At 71.4% G+C, this 16,711-nt stretch carries 15 protein-coding genes; 8 read left to right on the forward strand and 7 right to left on the reverse strand.

Going from position 1 to position 16,711, the window contains the following annotated elements:
* Positions 1–230: 230 nt before the first annotated feature.
* Positions 231–1,286: a hypothetical protein gene (locus tag AC2YG9_RS18060; RefSeq protein ID WP_487299381.1), complete on the forward strand. Its 1,056-nt coding sequence runs from the start codon at positions 231–233 to the stop codon at positions 1,284–1,286.
* 118 nt (positions 1,287–1,404) lie between these two features.
* Positions 1,405–1,563: a hypothetical protein gene (locus AC2YG9_RS18065; protein WP_487299382.1), complete on the forward strand. Its 159-nt coding sequence runs from the start codon at positions 1,405–1,407 to the stop codon at positions 1,561–1,563.
* Positions 1,564–1,654: 91 nt separating this feature from the next.
* Here AC2YG9_RS18065 and AC2YG9_RS18070 read toward each other — a convergent pair whose 3' ends face one another.
* Positions 1,655–2,362: a hypothetical protein gene (locus AC2YG9_RS18070; protein ID WP_487299383.1), complete on the reverse strand. Its 708-nt coding sequence runs from the start codon at positions 2,360–2,362 to the stop codon at positions 1,655–1,657.
* 122 nt (positions 2,363–2,484) lie between these two features.
* Here AC2YG9_RS18070 and AC2YG9_RS18075 point away from each other — a divergent pair, with 122 nt between their 5' ends.
* The 3 genes from AC2YG9_RS18075 to AC2YG9_RS18085 all read left to right on the forward strand — a co-directional run bounded on the left by AC2YG9_RS18075 (position 2,485) and on the right by AC2YG9_RS18085 (position 4,395).
* Positions 2,485–2,754, forward strand: a complete 270-nt coding sequence (locus tag AC2YG9_RS18075; RefSeq protein WP_487299384.1) for a hypothetical protein — start codon at positions 2,485–2,487, stop codon at positions 2,752–2,754.
* Positions 2,755–2,879: 125 nt separating this feature from the next.
* A complete protein-coding gene (locus tag AC2YG9_RS18080) occupies positions 2,880–3,590 on the forward strand; it encodes a glutathione S-transferase family protein (RefSeq protein ID WP_487299385.1) in 711 nt (236 codons plus the stop codon).
* Positions 3,591–3,678: 88 nt separating this feature from the next.
* A complete protein-coding gene (locus AC2YG9_RS18085; protein WP_487299386.1) occupies positions 3,679–4,395 on the forward strand; it encodes a hypothetical protein in 717 nt (238 codons plus the stop codon).
* Positions 4,396–4,416: 21 nt separating this feature from the next.
* Here the strand turns inward: AC2YG9_RS18085 and AC2YG9_RS18090 are convergent, their stop codons facing one another.
* Together AC2YG9_RS18090 and AC2YG9_RS18095 are read right to left on the reverse strand one after the other, a co-directional pair.
* Positions 4,417–4,728: a hypothetical protein gene (locus tag AC2YG9_RS18090; protein WP_487299387.1), complete on the reverse strand. Its 312-nt coding sequence runs from the start codon at positions 4,726–4,728 to the stop codon at positions 4,417–4,419.
* 172 nt (positions 4,729–4,900) lie between these two features.
* A complete protein-coding gene (locus tag AC2YG9_RS18095; RefSeq protein ID WP_487299388.1) occupies positions 4,901–5,095 on the reverse strand; it encodes a DUF3606 domain-containing protein in 195 nt (64 codons plus the stop codon).
* Positions 5,096–5,387: 292 nt separating this feature from the next.
* Between AC2YG9_RS18095 and AC2YG9_RS18100 the strand changes: the two genes are divergently transcribed.
* The gene (locus AC2YG9_RS18100) at positions 5,388–6,059 is read left to right on the forward strand and encodes a response regulator transcription factor (protein WP_487299403.1); all 672 of its coding nucleotides are present in this window, start codon (positions 5,388–5,390) and stop codon (positions 6,057–6,059) included.
* Positions 6,060–6,061: 2 nt separating this feature from the next.
* Positions 6,062–10,237: an ATP-binding protein gene (locus AC2YG9_RS18105; protein WP_487299389.1), complete on the forward strand. Its 4,176-nt coding sequence runs from the start codon at positions 6,062–6,064 to the stop codon at positions 10,235–10,237.
* Here the strand turns inward: AC2YG9_RS18105 and AC2YG9_RS18110 are convergent.
* From AC2YG9_RS18110 to AC2YG9_RS18125, 4 genes are all read right to left on the reverse strand, one after another.
* On the reverse strand, positions 10,234–14,334 hold the full coding sequence (locus AC2YG9_RS18110; RefSeq protein ID WP_487299390.1) for an ATP-binding protein: 4,101 nt from the start codon (positions 14,332–14,334) through the stop codon (positions 10,234–10,236). The two genes, AC2YG9_RS18105 and AC2YG9_RS18110, sit on opposite strands and share 4 nt — an antisense overlap.
* Entirely contained in the window at positions 14,328–15,014 is a 687-nt protein-coding gene (locus tag AC2YG9_RS18115) for a response regulator transcription factor (RefSeq protein ID WP_487299391.1), read from the reverse strand. Before AC2YG9_RS18115 ends, AC2YG9_RS18110 begins: the two co-directional genes overlap by 7 nt.
* 78 nt (positions 15,015–15,092) lie before the next feature.
* Positions 15,093–15,323, reverse strand: coding sequence for a DUF5961 family protein (locus AC2YG9_RS18120; protein WP_487299392.1), 231 nt, complete (start codon positions 15,321–15,323; stop codon positions 15,093–15,095).
* Between the two features lie 44 nt (positions 15,324–15,367).
* Positions 15,368–15,628: a UvrB/UvrC motif-containing protein gene (locus AC2YG9_RS18125; RefSeq protein WP_487299393.1), complete on the reverse strand. Its 261-nt coding sequence runs from the start codon at positions 15,626–15,628 to the stop codon at positions 15,368–15,370.
* Positions 15,629–15,919: 291 nt separating this feature from the next.
* Between AC2YG9_RS18125 and AC2YG9_RS18130 the strand changes: the two genes are divergently transcribed.
* Positions 15,920–16,702: an SDR family NAD(P)-dependent oxidoreductase gene (locus AC2YG9_RS18130; protein ID WP_487299394.1), complete on the forward strand. Its 783-nt coding sequence runs from the start codon at positions 15,920–15,922 to the stop codon at positions 16,700–16,702.
* The last annotated feature ends 9 nt before the right edge of the window (positions 16,703–16,711 follow it).

Consider the following 16,711-nt stretch of genomic DNA (forward strand, 5'->3'; position numbering starts at 1 on the left):
CAGTTCCCCCAGCGACACCGCCTGTGGGGGACAGTCGGTGCGCCTAAGGACTCGCCGGTGGGATGACGGGCCCTTGGGGCCTACACACACCCTGAGCGCAGCGGCGGCTGTAAACGGCGTGTGAACAGAACGGTGTTTCCCCGGGGTGGGGAATGGCGCCCCCCTTTACGGGGGCCGCCGATATGGGCGGCCGCGGCCTAAGAGGAACGCCTGGATTTCAGGAGCTTCCCATGTGGCGTTCGGCCCTCATCGTCGCGACCCTGCTGCTGATCGGCGCGGCCCAGCCTGGCGGCATCGCTCGCCAGGGCCTCACGGAAGCGCAGGTCCGCCGGCTCGATAGCGTCCAGTTCGCCGCCGATTGCGCCGTCTACATGAAGTACCGCGCCGACGAGGAGCCGGCCTCGGCCCGGGGCAAGGCCGCGGCCGCGGCGCGGGACGACCTCTACGCCATAACCATGTCCCGCAACCCCAGGATCACCCCGAACGGCATGGAGCGGGAGGCCGCCAGGGCGGCGGGCCTGGTGCGCGAGCGACTGATTTCCGGCGCGTTGAAAGTGGCCGACTTCGACAAGGAGCTGGGCCATTGCGACCAGGAGTTCCGGCTGAACGTCGTCAGGGCCTGGGCCATCCCGATCGAGACGGGCGTGCTGCCGCAGGGTCCCGAGCTCTATGCCAGCACGGAGTTCGCCAAGGTCTGCGGCGGCATGTACCGCATGGTGGCGGGCCGCTTCACCGGCGCCCCGGAGATGGCGGAAGCGGCGCGGCTGGCCGAGGGTCCGCTGACGGCCGAATTCGCCAGGCGGTCCGGGAGGCCCTACCCGGAGGCGGCCGGGCTGCTGCGCGAAAGGGCCGAAACCATGGACGCGTCCTACAGCAGGAGCGACGGCATGACGGGCGACCAGGTGAAGTTCGCGGTCGAACTGTGCGACCAGCGGTTCGGCTTTTCGGTCGCCAGCCTGGCGCAGCTGCGGCCCGTCTACACGCCCAAGCCGAACCCGACGCCGGCCGATCTCGAGGCCTGCCGGAGCCTGATGCGGCAGACCTCGGCTGACGCCGAAGCGGCCGCGCGGGAACTCAAGGACTTCGCCGGCGGCAGCCCCTACTTGAGGGCCAAGGTGGCGGGCCGGCTGTGCGGCGTCTACAGCGACGGCCATCGGCTGAGCAAGCAGATGCGCTGCCCGCAGGACGTCGTGGACGCCATGTGGCGCTCGCGGGTCAAGGCCGAGGACACGCTCGCGGAGTTCAACAGCGCCGCGGGCAAGATGCGGTGCGAGCGGACGCAGTAGGGAGAGCCCGGGGGTTGCCGCCCCCTCCCCGCCGGCGCGGAAAAAATCCACAATTCGGGACACGGGATTCACAGGCGGCCCCGGGAACGGCGGCCGGGCTCGCGGAGTTTGGGCCTGCATGTCGAGCCCCTACCCCACCTTTCGCGAACTTGCCGCCATCTGCCGCAGGCAGGCGGCCGGGACCCGTCAGCCAGAGATGGCCGCCATGCTGCTGGAGCTGGCCGAGGCTTATGACGAGCAGGCTCAGGCCGAAGAGGCCTGCCGCAAGGCGGCCTGACGCTCTGACGCAGGCGACATCGCCTCATTCGGGGTTGAGCGGCCTGAGGTCCCGGCATTGAGGACGATCCCGGCTGGGCAGGGGGCGTTGATCAGCCTTCGGCCTCCGCCGCCACCGCCGCGTGGAGACGAGCTTCGAGTTCGTCGCGTCGAGGCCTGTAGTTGCGGCGCACCACGATCATCGCGTGAACGGTGAGGATCAGTATGGCCGCGTAGGCGCCGACGATCAGGCGATACAGGACCAGCAAGGCCAGCACCGGCCTGTTGCCGGCATCGGCCTCCAGGGCGCCCCAGCTGATGCCGAAAACCTCGAGGGTGTCCGCCAGTCCGCCGCCGGCCAGTTGAGTCAGGCAGAACAGCGCTGTCTCCATGACGGTCGGGGCCGGGACCGGGCCGCCCGGTCCCGTCAGCATGGCGCCGCCCATGGTCAACCAGCTGTAGCAATAGGTCGCTGCGAAGAGGCCGAGCGTCGGCAGAAGATGTCCGAACGTGACGACCAATGCGGCCCTGGCTAATAGCTCGCGCAGGAAGCTCTGCTGGGTGGCGTTCAGGTCCTTGAGGTTTCGCCGCAGGGTATCGGCCACGGTCGCCCGACGGCCACGCCGACTCGGCGGATGGGCTTCCCGCCCCTGCGCGAGGTCGCTGATCTTCTTCTGGACGCGCCGCGCCGCGAGCGAAGCGAGCAGCGAGGCTATGCAGGCGCCGATGAAGTAGACGCGCAGCGCAATCGGTGATGACAGCATCGCCCAGACCGCCGCCATGGCGACCCTGGCCTGTTCAAGCCAAGCCCCCAATTCCATAAGACGTCCCCGATCCCGCCGCGATGCGGCGCCCCGGGAAAGGTTAACGCCACAAGAGGATCGGCGCCAGCAGGCCGGATAGAATCGCCTAGGGTCGACGCAACCATTGGGGGAGAGACCGTATGAAATCCATCACCTTGACCGTCAGCCTGGGGCACATCTGGAAGGCCCTTGCGATCATCGGCGGGATCGCCCTGCTGATTTCGGTCTTCTTCGACACCGCGCCGGAAGGCACACACAATCTGGGACTGCTGCAGACCCAGCTGCTGTTGTCACAGTTCGCCGCCCTATGCCTGCTGGCCGCCGCCGTGTTGTTCGTCGGTGTCTATCTCGGAGAGAAACTGGACCTGTTGGCCCTTGAGCAGGACAAGACCTCCATCGGCCAGTCCTGAGGACGGATGGCGGCCATATTGGCCGAGAGGGACACATTGAAATCTGCGATTTCAATGTGTCCCCGTTTCCGGGCAAGGTGCGGACGACCCTCGAATTGACCTGCAAGCGCCGAAGGAGAGACCGGATGATGAAGCTCTATTCCGGGGATTTGAGCCCCTATTCGGCGCGCGTGCGTATGCAGATCTACGCCAAGGGCATCACCGATATCGTGTTCGAGCGGCCGGCGACCTTCGGCCTGCCGGCGTTCCGCCAGGACAATCCCATCGGCCGCATCCCTGTCCTGGATATCGACGGCGATCTGATGCCGGAGTCGGAGGTGATCGCCGAGTATCTGGAGGAGATCTATCCGGAGCCGCGGATGCTGGGCGCCACGCCCCGCGAGACCGCCCAGATCCGCACGCTGGCGCGGATCGGCGACATCTACCTGATGAACAACATGTTCATGCTGGCCGGCCAGACCTACGCCCAGACCCGCGACGAGGGGGTCGTCGATCTGCTGGCAGGCCAGGTGCTGCGCAACATCAAGGCCCTGGACCGCATCATCGGCAAGGACGGCTTTGCCTGCTGCGGGCGGCTCACCATGGCCGATTGCGCCCTGGTCCCGGCGCTGTTCCTGATCGAGAACACCCTGCCGGCCGCCGGCCGGGGGAACCCCATTCCGGATCACGCCAACGTCGCCGCCTACTGGGCCGCGATCCAGACGAATGAACATGCCGCAAGAACGCTGGCCGAGCTTCACCGCGGGCTGGAGGAGCGGCGCGAACTGATCCGCAGCGGCGCCTTCGCCAAGATGATGGCGGCCGCGAAGGCGGCGATGGAAGCCGCCGACGCATAAGGACCGGCGGAACGTGAGAGGGGACACATTGGCGATTTCAGTGTGTCACCGCTTCCATGCTACCTCGGCGTTCGACAGGGGGGCGTCGATGCGCATTTGGCTGATCTGCATTTTCTTCGGCCTGGCCGGACCCGCGTTCGCGGATACGACAGCCGTCTACGAGCTCCCCGGGGGCAAGTTCAGGATGACCCTGGAGATCGCCGCGAATGGCGATGTTCGGGGTGACATCGCGGGCAAGCCAGGGGTCTACGTCCTGACCCGGAACGGACAGGGGTATGTCGTCATCCAGACCGCCAACGGCGTGGTTGTCGATCGCGTGGAAGACGCGGTGGCCGGTCTGAAGGTGGTCGCAGAGAAACGGTTGGGTCCCGCGTTCCTGGAAATGATGCAGACCGCCGCCAAGGACATGGAGGGCGAGGGCAATCTTCTGACCAAAGGTGACGACGTCGTCGTGCAGGGCCGCAAGGGAACGCCCTACTATTTTCCAGGCCCCCGTCGCCCGGACGTTCCGCCGGTGGTCGTGATCAGTTCCGATCCCGAACTGGCGCCGATCGGCATCGCCATTGCTGGTCAGTTCGCCATGTCGGACCGCCTCCAGCTCGCCCCCAACCCGCTCAGTGCTGAAATGGCGACCATCATGAGGGGGGGTACGCCCATCTCGATCGCCGGCGCCGAGCTGACGTCGGTTTCGCATGAACCGATCCCGGCGTCGCGGTTCGAGCTGCCGGCCGCTCCGGAAAGCCTGGAAGACATCATCAAGCGCATCGACGCGACGGCGACGAACCAGCGGGTCACCGCGTTCTGACGATCTGGTAGAGCAACGCCCTCAGCCGCGAACCTGGAAGGTTTCGAGGACACGGATCGCGTCCTGCAGGTCTGTCCAGCCGTAGATGACCCGCTCGCCGCCGGGGCGGCGGCAGGTCAGCTGAGGCTCGTGGGCGTGCAGCGGGAAGGCGTGGGCGGACTCCAGGGTGTGGCAGAGATCGTTCCTGAGCCGGCGGATCGGTTGCAGGTCTTCCGGCAAAGGCTTTCCGGCCAGCCGCCGCTCGGTGTGCCCCCAATAGAGCAACAGGTAGCCGACGGCGGCCATCAGGTCCTTCAGGGCCGGTCTGGGTTCGGGAATCGGGTCTGGCGCCATGGGGGCAGTCTGAACCGGCAGGCTTAACCGGTCGCGAAGCGTCGAGATCGCGCGCACCAACAGCGACCGGTGGATCGAGGGGTACCACCCGTTCTTCGCGCCGCCTGACGACGAGGGGTGGGGGGACGTGGAGTATGCAGAGACGGGGTCGGTCTGGGACTAATGTCGAGGGTCAGAACCGGGCCGATCCGCCCTGGCCCCGCAACACCCGCTCCACATCCTCGACCATCGGACCGACCTCGCCGACGATGGCGCGCAGGCGCTCCTCGCTGATGCCGAAGCGGGCCGCCCAGTGGCGGCGCTCGTAGTCTTCGGCGAGGCTGATGCGTTTGCGGTCGGCGCCGACCTGGGTCTTGTCATCGCTCATGGAGAGGCTTTCGAGCAGGGACGGAAGAAGTGGACCGGCCCGTGAGGGGACGCGAGGCCGATCCACAGGCCGGCCGATCGTCCGCCGAACCCGTGTTGAAAGCCGCGCCGCGATTAACCGTTCCACCCGGTTTGGGGAATTACGCAATTCCGGTGGCCATCGTGGCCAGCGCGCCGAGTCCGCTGTCAACCGCGTGTGAACAGGCGGTCGATTTTCGCAGGCGGCGGCTATCGGAGCCTCGCGCGCGAGGCCTATGGTCTCCCCAGACTGAGGGGAGGCCTGTTTGCGCGTCGTGGTGGTCGAGGACGAGGTGCTGACCCGGCGGGCGATCGCGCTGGCCCTTCGCCAGGAGGGGTTTTCGGTGTCCGAGGCCTCCGACGCGGTGACCTGCCGGGCGGTGCTGTGCAGCGTCCAGGCCGATGTGATCATTCTCGACCTTGGGCTGCCCGGCGTCGATGGCCTGACCCTGGCCCGCGAGCTGCGGGCGGCGGGGGATGCGGGGCTGATCGTGGCGACCCGGGAGGCCAGCCATGAGGCGCGAATCCAGGCGTTGGACACCGGGGCCGACGACTATCTGGTCAAGCCGATCCACTACGGCGAGCTGGCGGCGCGGATCCGCAGCGTCATGCGGCGCCGGGGGCTGTTGCAGGACGGGCGCAAGCGGCTGGCCGGGTGGGTGGTCGACCTGAAGGCGCGGACAGTGGTCGCCGGAGACATGGACGCCGGACTAACGCGCGGGGAGTTCGACGTGCTGGCGCGGCTGATCGAGGCCGAGGGCAAGATCGTCGGCCGCGACCTGCTGGTCCAGGGGGTCAGCCGCAATCCCGAGGACGCCGACCTGCGGTCGGTTGATGTGCTGGTCAGCCGGCTGCGCCGCAAGTTGGCGGCGGTCGGGGATGACAGCGTGATCGCGACGGCGCCGGGCTTCGGCTATCGGCTGACGCGACCGGCGGAGAGCCTCTGAAGGTGGGCCCGCCCGCGGCTCTGATCGGCCGGGATCGCGAACTGGCGCGGCTGAAGAGCGCCATCCATGACGCTGCAACGCCGGTGCTGCTGATCACCGGGCCGTCGGGCGCGGGGAAGACGGCGCTGGCGGTCAGCGCGATGTCGGGCCTTGGCGGGGCGGTGCTGCGGGGCTCGGGCAAATATGCCGAGGGCGAGGCGGGGGCCGGGTTTCTGCCGATCCTGTCGGCGCTGTCGAGCGTGGTCGAACAGGCGCTGGACCTGCTGTACGATCCGCAGGCGGGGCTGGAGAGCCTGAGCCAGGCGGTCGGGCCGGGGTTCGATCTGTTGACGCGGATGGGGTTCGACGCGCTGGGCGCCCTGCCCGACCCCTATGCGCGGGGCGGCGAGGCGGTGGGCGCGCGGGCCAGCGCCGCCCGACTGGTCGACGCCATGCTGCGGGTCATCGACTGGCTGAACGGCTTTGGCGCCACGACGGTGCTGTTCATCGACGACTGGCATCGGGCGCCGTCGGAGGCGCATGCGCTGGCGGCGGCCCTGGCGCGGGAGCCGCGGCATCCGTTCTTCACGCTGTTGCTCAGTCAGCGGGACGATGCGGCGCCGGTCGCCGGGGCCGTGCGGCTGGCGGCGCCGGAGCTGGTGCTGGGGCCGTTGTCGCTGGAGGACCGGGGGGCGTTGTTGAGCCTGGCGCTGGGCGATGCCGGGGCCGGGGCGGCGGTCGACGCCTGGTTGGGCGAGGACAGCCAGAACCTGCCGCTGGCCCTGCTGGAGGCGGCGCGGGCCTTGACCGAGGCGGGGGCGTTGCGGCTACGCGACGGGGTCTGGCAGGTCAGCGACGCGCGGGCGGCGGTCATCGACCGGGGCGACTTCACGGCCAGCATGGCGCGGCGGGTGCGGGAGCTGGACCCGGAATTGCGGACGGTCGGCCAGGGGCTGGCGCTGTGGGGGGACCGTGCGGCCATCGAGGATCTGGCGCTGGCGTTGGGGCTGCCGGAGGCGGCTATCGCCCGGGCTGCGCAGGGGCTGGCCGGGGCCGGGATCGCACGGCGGGAGGCGGGCGAGGTTGCCTTCACCCATGATCGGCATCGGGCCAGCCTGTTGGCGTCAACGGCGGCGGCCGAGCTGGACGGGCTGGCGGCGGCCATGGCCGAGCGGCTGGCGGCGGGTCCGGCGGAGGCCTGGCGGCGCGTCGGGCGGACGGCGTTGCATTTGAGACTGCAGGGCGGGCTGGAGGAGGCCGGGCCCGGGCTGTGGCGGGACCGGTTCGCGGAGGCCGCCAACGCCGCGCGCATCGTCGCCGACACCCGCACCTCGGTGACCTTCGCCGAGGCGGCCTGGACACTGCGCCAGCAGGAAGCGGGCGGGCGCGAAGCCGACGGCCTGCTGGTGCGCGAGGCGGCGCTGGCGGCCGGGGCGCGGCGGGACGGGGCGGCGGCGAGCGCGCGCACCGCCCTGATGATCGCCGCCGCCGACAGCGAGATGGAGATCGCCGAGGCCTATGACCTGGCCGTCTCGGCCCAGCGGCTGGCCGGCGACGACGCCGGGGCCTGGGCCATCGCGACGGAGGCGTTACGCCATCACGGCATCGTCCTGCCGGCCCGGCCGACCATGGCGCGCCTGATGTTCCGGGCGCTGCTGTGGCGACTGGCGCTGACGCTTTCGCCGACGCGGGATCAGGGGGCGGCGCCCCCCTCGACCCTGGCCCGGGCCACCCATTCGGCGGGGTCGCTGGCGTTCGAGCGCAACCCGCTGGACGCGATGTTCATCGGGCTGATCGGCTCGGCCAAGGCGCACAGGAGGGGGGATCACGATCCCTTCTGGCTGACCACCGACACCTTCCTGGCGGCAGCCCTGGGGCGGTTCGAACAGGCGGCCCGACTGGGCGCCCAGGCGGTGCGCAGGGCGCCGGAGGTGGTGTTCGGCCGGGGGCTGTCGCTGTACCGCGCCGCCTTCTTCGGGGTGATCTGGGACCGACCGCTGGCCGACATGCCGCCCTACTGCGACCAGGCCTACAACATGGCGCTGGCCGAGGGCGACCTGGTCAGCGCCGGCTATGCGATCCGCAACAGCGTGCTGCTCGACTGGCGGCTGGCCCCGGCCCTGCCGCCGCTGCTGCAGAAGTTCGCCGCCACCGAGGAGATCGCCGAGCGGCTGGGCGATGAGTCCATCCTGGCCGGCCTTCGGCTGACGACCGACGCCATCACCCGGATCATGCAGCCGGGAGGCCTGGCCGGGCCCGGTCCGGCCGAGGCGGCGACGCCGTCCGGGACCACGGCAATCCCCGTGGTGCACATCGAATTGCTGGCCTTGGCCGGCGACTGGGTCGGGCTGGCCCGGTTCGCCGACAGCATGCATGGCCGGCGGGCCGGCTGGAGCAGCCATCCGGGCGGGGTGATCTGGCGCTTCTATGAGAGCCTGGCGCGGCTGAAGACCGGTCGGCCGGTGCGGCGGGGCGATCTGGGCTACCTGAAGCGGGCGGCGCGGCTCAACCCGACCGACCATGGCTGGCGATTGCCGGTGTTGCGGGCCGAGACCCTGCGCCAGCAGGGCCAGGCCCATGCCAGCCTGGCCGCCTGGAGCGCGGCCATCGAGACCCTGCGGACCTGCGGTACGCGACTCGACGCCGGGGTGGCGGCCGAATGCGCCGCCGCCGCCGCCCGGGCGCTGGGCGAAGGGGCCGCCGCCGACCGCTATGAGGCCATCGCCCGCGACATCTGGCGCGCCTGGGGCGCGCTGAGCAAGCTGCCCGAGGCGGACGAGGCCGCCTCACCCTCCGTGCTCGGCCGGCTGGCCGCCGCCGAGAGCCAGGCGGCGCTGGCCCAGAAGGCGGACCGGGCCAAGATGCGGTTCCTGGCCGATGTCAGCCACGAACTGCGCACGCCGATGCAGAGCATCCAGACCCTGCTGGAGCTGGCCGCCGACGATCCGGGCGCGATCGACCTGGCCGGATTGCGGGACGCCTTCGGCAGCCTGCGGGAGGTGGTCGATGACCTGACCGATCTGGGCGCGCAGTCCGGCGGCGACGCCGTGTTGCGGCTGGCGCCGGTCGACCTGGCGATGCTGGCCCGCACCGAACTGGGGCTGGTCGCGCCGGCGGCGGCGGCGCGCGGGCTGGCGCTGGAGCTCAGTCTTGACCCGGCCCTGCCGGCCGCCGTCATCACCGACGGGGCGCGCGTGCGCCAGGTGATGCGCAACCTGTTGAGCAACGCGGTGAAATACGTCGACGCCGGCCGGGTGGTGGTGCGGCTGACCAGCGCCGGCGATGCGGTGACGGCCACCGTCGAGGATACCGGTCCGGGGCTCAGCGAGGCCCAGAAGACCCTGATCTTCGAGCCTTTCGACCGGGGCGGCCGCGAGGAGCCGGGCGGGCTGGGCCTGGGGCTGACCATCTCGCGGCGGATCGCCGAGCGGCTGGGCGGGCGGCTGGAGGCCGACAATCGGGCCGACGGCGGGGCGCGTTTCACCTTCACCTTCCCGGCGGCCGTGAGCACGCAGGCGCCGGCCGAGCCGGTCAGTCCGCTGATTGCGCCGCTCAAGGTGATGATCGTCGATGATGTCGCCCTGATCCGGCGCAGCTTCGCCGCCTTCCTGCGCCGCGACGGCCACACCACGGTCGAGGCGGCGACCCTGGCCCAGGCTATCGCCTTCTGCCAGGAGCCATTGGACCTCATCCTGCTCGACCTCGGCCTGCCTGACGGGGACGGGCTGGAGGTGATCGCGGCGCTCCATCGTCACTGCGGCCAGGGCGAGGCGCCCCCGGTCATCGTGCTGACGGGATCGACGGCCCCGGACCGGGTCGAGGCGGCGCTGGCCGCCGGGGCCGCCAAGGTGCTGTTCAAGCCGGTCGCCGCGCCCGAGCTGCGCGCCGCCATCGCCCAGAGCCTGGGCCAGGCCGCCCAGCCGGCGGCTCATGAAGACACCTATGAGGCCGAGCTGTCGCGGCTGACCGCCGCCGCCCGTGTCGAGGTCAAGGCGCGGGCCGGGGAGCTGCTGGCAAAGGTCGCCGCCGCGCCTGAGCCGGCGCTGGCCGATGAGGCCCACCGTCTGGCTGGATTGGCCGGGCAGTTTGGTCTGGCTGAAACCGCATCCCTGCTTGACGATCTCCAGGCGGCGCTCAAGGCAGGAGCGCCCTCGCCGGACCTCCGCGCGCAGCTCGAACGAGTGCTGGCCGAGCTCTAGGCGAGCGTCCCCAGAGACTGGCAGGCCGCCGTCATCGCCGCCTCGTCGCCGCTCGCCGCCGCCTGCTCGGCGGCCGCGAAGGCTTCTTCCTCCCGGACCAGGCCGAACTGGGCGGCGACGCCCGCGGCGGCATGGGCGGCTTCACGGGCGGCGGCGAGGCCTGTGTCGGGCCAGGTGAGAACCTCGGCGGCGCGCCGGCGCAGGACGGCGACGGCCTGGGCGCGGGCGGCCGGCGCGTCGTCGCCGAGCACCGCGTCGATGCCGTCGCCCGCGAAGTCGGCGGCCAGGCCGGCCAGCTGGGCGGCGGTCAGGGGCTTGCGGGCCAGGCGGACAGGGTCGAGGCCAGCAAGGCGCCGCGCCAGAGGCTCGTCCACCGATGCGCTGAGGATCAGGGCGGGGGTGGCGATGCCCTCGGCCCGAAGCTGGCCTAGGGCCTGGGGGCCGTCGAGGCCGGGCATGCGGACGTCCATGATCAGGAGATCGAAGGCGGACGCGCGGGCGGCGGCCAGGGCGGCCTGGCCGTCGTCGACAGCGGTGACGGTGTGGCCCTGGCGTTGCAGGAGGCGGCTGAGGGTCTCGCGGCTCAGTTCGGTGTCTTCGGCCAGCAGGATTCGGAGCGGGCGGGATGGCGCGGCGGCGGCGATGGCGGTCGAAGCGTCAGGCCGGCGCAGGGGCAGGCTGAGGGTGAAGACCGCGCCGCCTTCAGGGCGATTGTCGCCGGTCAGGTCACCGCCCATGCGTCGGGCCAGGCGGCGCGAGAGGGAGAGGCCAAGGCCGGTGCCCTCGGCCTTGCCGGAGGCGTCACCGCGGACGAAGGGCTGGAACAGGCGGGTGAGGTCGGCGGCGGTCAGGCCGGGGCCGTGATCGAGGACCTCGAAGACCAGGCTGTCGCCAGTGGTCCGGACCCGCAGCAGGGTCTCGCCCTCGCCGTAGCGCAGGGCGTTTGTCAGGAGGTTGCGGACGATCTGGCTGATGCGACCGGCGTCGCCGAGGACGTCGGCGGCGACATCGCCGTCGGTCTCCATCCGCAAGCTGCGGCCGCGGCGGACGGCGTCCGCGCCGGCCAGCTGCAGCTCGGTCTGGGCCAGGCGCAGAGGCTGGAAGACGGCGTCGACGATGGCGACTCGCTCGGCCTCGACGGCGCCGAGCTCGGTGAGGTCGTCGACGACGGCGCTGAGGGAGCCGAAGGCCTCGCGCAGGCGCTCGACGTCCAGGGTGGCGGGGTCGTCGGCGGCGAGGTCGAGCAGGCCCTGGATGCCCTGCATCGGGGTGCGCAACTCGTGGGCGGCGCCGGCGAGGAGGCGGGTCTTGGCGCGGCTTGCGCGGTCATCGGTGACGGGGCCGCCCTCCTTCGCCAAGGCTACGGAGGGTTCGGTCGGTTGAGCCTCGCCGAGGCGGGCGTGGGCGCCGAGCGTGCGCCAGGCGGTCTGCTCGGCGGCGGCGAAGCGCGCCTCGAGGTCGGGGCGGCCGGCCTGCAGGGCAGCGGCGCGGGCGGCGACTGCGACGACGCCCTGTTCGAGGGGAAAGCCGGACTGGGCGGCGGCGACCACGGCGGCCTCATACGCAGCCATGGCGGCGGCGGGGCGGCCCTTCTGGAGCTGGGCTTCGGCCTTGAGGGCCAGGCTGCGGTGGGCGTAGCTGAGCGGATTGAATCTGGCGGCGCGGTCGACGACGAAGGTCTCCCACTTGCGGATCGGCATGCCGAGCCGGGCGCGGGCCAGGGCAGTGTGGAACGCCCAGATGACGGTGACCGGGTGGTGTTTGAGGCTGTCGAAGCGGGTCCCCATGCGGGTCCAGACCGCCAGGGTGGTTTCCCAGGCGCCCCAGGCGTTGGCCAGCAGGGCCTCGAAGGTCATGGCGGCCATGGCCACCCGTTCGAGGTCGGGGCCGCAGGTCTGTTCGAAGTTGGGGCTGTCGAAGATGTCGCCGGCCAGGCGCCAGGGCTCGGGACCGCCCTCGGCGAGGTTGGCGGCCATCTGACTGAGGGCGTCGATCAGGGGTTCGGTGGCCTGGTCCTGGAAGCGGCCGGCGTTGGCCTTGCACTCGGCCAGCACTTTGCGGTGTGCGGCCAGGGTGATGGGCATGCGCATCGAGGCCAGGGCCCGGTCGCGGTTGGCGTAGGCGGCGACGCCAAGGTCGCCTTCGGCCAGGGCGAGGGCCTGGAGGCGTTCGGCCTCGGCCATGTGGCGGGGGGCGTCGATGGTCAGGCCGAGGCCGAACTGCAGGGCCAGCTGCATGGCGGCCGCCCGCAGGGGGTCTTCGTTGTCCAGGCGGGCGAAGGTGGTTTCGCCGAGCTGGGAGGCGCTTTTCCAGTCGCCGGTCAGGCAGGCGAGCATGCAGCGCAGGGCGGCGGCGAAGGGGCCGCCGCGCAGGGCCGGGTGGGTGGCGCTGCGGGCGGCCATGACCACGGCGATGGCCGGGTCGCGTTCGAAGGCGATGGAGCCCAAGGTGCTGAGCAGGCGGTGGGCGGCGGCGCCCTGTTGTGGCCGTTGCTTTGGAGGAGTGTCGGGCGTCAGGCGCATGCCGATGAGGGCGGCGATGAGGCCGGGCAGCGAGCCCTTGTCGGGCGCGAACAGGCCAAAGCGGCGGACGGCGGCGCGGCCGATCTGGAAGGCCTTGGCGTGGTCGCCAGAGAGGCGGGCGGCGAAGACGGCGGTCTCGGCGGCTTCGAGATGCTGGTCGTCGTCGGCGGCGCGGACCTCCATCAGGGCGGCCAGCTCCTGACCGGCGGCGAGGTCGCCTTCCTGGACGGCGGCGAGGCCGGCTTCGCGGGCGGCGGCGTAACTTTTCTTATGGCTGGCGTCTTCGAGGGTCAGGGCGGCGTCGGCGAGGGCGCGCGCCTGGGCGCCTGCCCCGGTGGCGCGGGCCGCGGCGGCGCCTGCAGTGAACAGCGGCGCCCAGTCGGGGCTGATGTTGGCGATCCCGGCTTCGAGGCGCAGGCGCAGCATGGTCTGGAGGTCGGCGCCACGGACGCGGCGCAGCTGCTCGGCCCAGGCGGCGGCGAAGCGGCGGCGGTCGGCCGGCTTCAGGCTGGCCAGAATGGCGGCGCGGATGGTGTCGTGGCGCAGGCGGGCCTGGGATCCAACCAGTTCGATCAGGCCCTCGTCGCTGAGGGCGATCAGGGCGGCGGGGCCGCGTGCGCCCAAGTCGCAGACCGCTTCCAGGGCTGTGCGCGGGGCGGCGTCGCCGTAGACGGCGATGGCGTCGAGGATGCAGCGCAGGTCGGGCGCCGTGCCGACGATGCGGCCGAGCAGGAGCTGAGCGGCGTCCTCGCCGAGGGCGGCGGCCCCGGCGGCGCGGTCGAAGCGCCAGCCTGTCGCGTCCCGGGTCAGCGCACCGGCGTCGGTCAGGGCGGCGAGGCCCTGGATCAGGGTCAGAGGCGTGATGGGGCCGGGCCAGAGCGCGAGGACGGCGGAGGCGGCGACGGCGTCGCCGTCCAGGCGCGCGGCGGCGATGGCGTGGAGGGCCTCGCGGCTGAGAGGGGCAAGATCGAGCGTGACGTCGCCCGCTATGGGGCTCTCTTCGCCGCTGCGCTCGGTGGCGATGAGCGTGACCCCGGGCAGTTCGGACTCGCGTGCGAGGCGTTCGTAGAGGACGGCGGCCTGTCCCCTCGCCCGGCCCCAGTCGTCGAGGACGAGGAGGATGGGCAGGCCCAGACCCGAGACCCAGCGCAGGAAGCGGATGGCGGCGAAGGCCAGGCGCTGGGCGGCGGCTTCGGCTGTGAGCGGGGCGCCGGAGGGGGCGTCATCGTGGCCGAAGGCGGGGTCGAGGGCGGCGAGGACGGGGGCGGCGGAGCCCAGCGCCTGGCGCAGGGAGGCGAGGCCGGCCTCGGGGTCGTGCAGCTGTTCCAGCGCCTGGTCGAGCAGGCGGGCCAGGGCCTGGCCGGCGGGGCGGACGCCGCTGTCGCCTTCGGCGTGCTTGCCCAGTGCAACGAGGGCCTCCTGTTCGGCGGCGGCCTGCATGGCCTCGCGGGCCAGGGCGGTCTTGCCGGCCCCGGCCTCGCCGCGCAGGACGATCAGGCGGACGGCGGGGTCGGCCAGGGCGGCCATCAGGCGATGGCGTTCGGGTTCCCGTCCGAGATTTGGAGCCTCTAGCATTCGACCGCTTCGAGGCCCGTGCGGTAGCCGAAGCCCGGGGCGGTGACGATCAGGCGGTCGCCGCCGACGGCCTCGGCGGTCTTGCGGCGGATGCGGCTGACCAGGATGTCGACGGTGCGCAGGTCGCCTTCGTCGGGTTTGCGGCTGATGCGTTCGAACAGGGCCTCGCGCGCCACCACCTTGCCGCCCGCCGCGACCAGCAGGGCGAGGATGGCGAACTCGCCTCGGGTCAGGGGGATGTCAACGCCGTCGGCGGACAGGGCGTGGGCCTCCAGGTCCATGCGGAAGGGACCCAGCGCCAGCCGGCGGCGCGGGCTGCGGCGGCGCAGGACGGCCATTACCCGGGCGCAGAGCTCGCCCAGATGCACCGGCTTGGTGATGTAGTCGTCGCAGCCCAGCTCCAGGGCGGCGATGCGGTCCTCGGGCGCGTCGCGGCGCGAGACGATGATCAGGCCCAGATCCGGGGTGTCGGTGAACTCGGCGGCCAGCGACAGGCCGTCCAGGTCCGGCAGGCCGATATCGAGCAGCAGGCAGTCGGCGGGGCCTTCCCGCAGCAGGTGGCGACAGGCCTGGGCGCCGCCGGCGGTCCGCACCTGATAGCCGGCCTGTTCCAGGGCCCGCGCATAGAGGTCGCGCAGGGGCGCTTCATCCTCGACGACAATCAAACGCTGACCGGACATGACGCTCCCCCAAACGGGGAGAGGTTGGACGATGCGCGGCGGGCGCGCAATTCTTCAAAAGGGTGGCCCGACTGGCCCCTAGTCGCAGGGCGCCGCCGTTCCGTCCGACAGGTCCAGCCGCAGGCATTCGCGGCGGCCGTTTTCGCAGTCGGTGATCATCAGGACGACGTCCCCCGACGCATCGACCGGCGGATGCCAGTGATCGACAAAGGCGAAGGCGGCGTCCTCGACCGACTGGGCGCGCACGGTGTGGCCGGCGTCGCGGCTGTCGTTGGCGGTGTGGACCATGAAGGGGCGGGTGTCGGTCATCAGGCGGTCTCCTGGGTTCTGAACGCCTGGAGGGCCGATTGGATTCACCGGCGACGACGCGAGGCGCCGGTCGTCATCGGATCAGGACGCTTGGGCGGCTTCCAACCGACCGGCCGTCGCGGAACCTCGTCACTGGTTCCCAGGCCCATGGCGCCAGGCTGCTGTGGACGCAGGTAGGAGGTCGCTCCGTTCCGCAGGTCTTCGAGGCGCTGCGCCAGGGCGTCGGCGCGCTCGGTGTCGCCGGCTTTGACTGCGCGGTCCAGCTGGTCCTGAAGGGTTTCGAGGAGATCGCGTTGTGCGGCCATCGGCGAACCAACGCATCAGGGAGCCGATTGGTCCGACGATCAGGTCAACGACATACCGCAAATGGGGATAGGCTTTACCGTACCAGTGGGTAGCATTGGTTCATCACGGCGACGGCGAACCAGCCGTGACGGGTGTGGCCGCGCATTGCCGCGGCGCCGGGCAACGGCGCGTTCGGGGGAACGCACCACGGCGCCGGCGCGGCCACGCTCTCGGGGGGCTTGCCGTCGGGTCACTGTCGACGGGCCTTCGCGGCTGTGCTTACAGCGTCTCAACAAGTCAGGAGACGCGCCATGAAACTCGATTCCTCCATCGCCGCCGTGGTCACCGGCGGGGCCTCCGGTCTCGGCGCGGCCACCGCCCGACGCCTGGCCGCCGACGGCGTCCGGGTCGCCATCTTTGATCTCAACGCCGAGGCAGGTGAAGCGCTGGCCCAGGAGATCGGCGGGGTCTTCTGCCAGGTCAACGTCGCTGACGACGCACAGGTGACGGCCGCCTTCGACAAGGCCCGCGCCGCCCATGGGCAGGAGCGCATCCTGGTCAACTGCGCCGGCGTCGGCGGCGGGGCCAAGACTGTCAGCCGTGACAAGGAAACCCGCGAGATCAAGGAATACCCGCTCGAGAACTTCGAGCGCATCCTGCAGATCAACCTGGTCGCCACCTTCCGCTGCATCACCCGCAGCGCCGCCGGCATGCTGACCCTGGAGCCGCTGGAAGACGGCGACCGAGGCGCCATCGTCAACACCGCCTCGGTCGCGGCCGAGGACGGCCAGATCGGCCAGGTCGCCTATACCGCCTCGAAGGCCGGCATCGTCGGCATCACCCTTACCGTGGCCCGCGACCTGTCGAGCGAAGGCATCCGCTGCAACACCATCCTGCCGGGGATTTTCGACACCCCCCTGCTGGGCCGCGCGCCCGAGCACGTGAAGGCCGCGCTGTCGGCCTCGGTGCCCTTCCCCAAGCGCCTGGGCCGCCCGGAGGAGTACGCCGAGCTGGCCCATATGATGGTCACCAACAACTACCTGAACGGCGAGGACATCCGCCTGGACGGCGCCATCCGCATGCAGCCGCGCTAGGCTTCGGCA

Source organism: Caulobacter sp. SRI_014 (assembly GCF_057586315.1).

Bases quoted from the DNA above. Each gene is read 5' to 3' on its own strand.
- AC2YG9_RS18060 (WP_487299381.1), top strand. From the start codon at position 231: ATGTGGCGTTCGGCCCTCATCGTCGCGACCCTGCTGCTGATCGGCGCG.
- AC2YG9_RS18065 (WP_487299382.1), top strand. From the start codon at position 1,405: ATGTCGAGCCCCTACCCCACCTTTCGCGAACTTGCCGCCATCTGCCGC.
- AC2YG9_RS18070 (WP_487299383.1), bottom strand. From the start codon at position 2,362: ATGGAATTGGGGGCTTGGCTTGAACAGGCCAGGGTCGCCATGGCGGCG.
- AC2YG9_RS18075 (WP_487299384.1), top strand. From the start codon at position 2,485: ATGAAATCCATCACCTTGACCGTCAGCCTGGGGCACATCTGGAAGGCC.
- AC2YG9_RS18080 (WP_487299385.1), top strand. From the start codon at position 2,880: ATGATGAAGCTCTATTCCGGGGATTTGAGCCCCTATTCGGCGCGCGTG.
- AC2YG9_RS18085 (WP_487299386.1), top strand. From the start codon at position 3,679: ATGCGCATTTGGCTGATCTGCATTTTCTTCGGCCTGGCCGGACCCGCG.
- AC2YG9_RS18090 (WP_487299387.1), bottom strand. From the start codon at position 4,728: ATGGCGCCAGACCCGATTCCCGAACCCAGACCGGCCCTGAAGGACCTG.
- AC2YG9_RS18095 (WP_487299388.1), bottom strand. From the start codon at position 5,095: ATGAGCGATGACAAGACCCAGGTCGGCGCCGACCGCAAACGCATCAGC.
- AC2YG9_RS18110 (WP_487299390.1), bottom strand. From the start codon at position 14,334: ATGCTAGAGGCTCCAAATCTCGGACGGGAACCCGAACGCCATCGCCTG.
- AC2YG9_RS18115 (WP_487299391.1), bottom strand. From the start codon at position 15,014: ATGTCCGGTCAGCGTTTGATTGTCGTCGAGGATGAAGCGCCCCTGCGC.
- AC2YG9_RS18120 (WP_487299392.1), bottom strand. From the start codon at position 15,323: ATGACCGACACCCGCCCCTTCATGGTCCACACCGCCAACGACAGCCGC.
- AC2YG9_RS18125 (WP_487299393.1), bottom strand. From the start codon at position 15,628: ATGGCCGCACAACGCGATCTCCTCGAAACCCTTCAGGACCAGCTGGAC.
- AC2YG9_RS18130 (WP_487299394.1), top strand. From the start codon at position 15,920: ATGAAACTCGATTCCTCCATCGCCGCCGTGGTCACCGGCGGGGCCTCC.